Source organism: Flavobacterium sp. GNP010 (assembly GCF_056428945.1).
The window spans coordinates 1-642 of record NZ_JBWJVK010000133.1 but is presented as its reverse complement, the minus strand read 5'-3'; the positions used below and the strand labels follow the sequence as shown (position 1 = coordinate 642).

Below are 642 nucleotides of genomic sequence, written 5' to 3'. Positions count from 1 at the left end.
ATTATTTAAGAGTGATTGAAACTGTAGAAAATCGAACTCACGTAATAATTATTCAATCTATTCTGGATAATGATGTGTACCAAGATGTGGCTACTATTGACGTTGAAAAAGACAGAAACAATCAAATCCACGTTCAAGTCGTAGGAGATGTTTTTATGTACGGTCAAAATTATATTTACGAACCTGTATATTACAGTACTCCCGTAATTTATGCGTCTTTCTGGACACCAAATTACCGTCCCTATTATCCAACTTGGAACTGGGGGTATTATCCGTCTTATTATTATGCTTGGAATCCATTCCCAATTTTCAGATATAGAAACAACATCAATATCTGCTTGAATATTAACAACAATTATAATTATGTTAATTACAGAAGAAGCGAGCGAGCGGTAGTCCTTTACAGTTCAAGACGTTCTAATGGATATGAAAGACTAAATCCAAATTATTCTTTTTCTAGAAGAAATACTAACGTCACAAACCGTTATGAGTTAGATCAAAGAAGAGGTTCAAGAAATGAAATAGTAAATTCGAACGGAAGAACAAACTCCCAAAGAGGTTATACTCAAAACAGAACAAGTTCTTCTAGAGAAGCAGCTCCACAAAGAGGAAACTCTAACAGAGATTACACTGCAAACAGGA

General features: G+C 34.3%; 1 pseudogene. It reads left to right on the top strand.

What is annotated here, in order from left to right:
- Positions 1-642 (top strand): annotated as a pseudogene (locus AC061C_RS15870) (hypothetical protein); the annotation flags it as partial.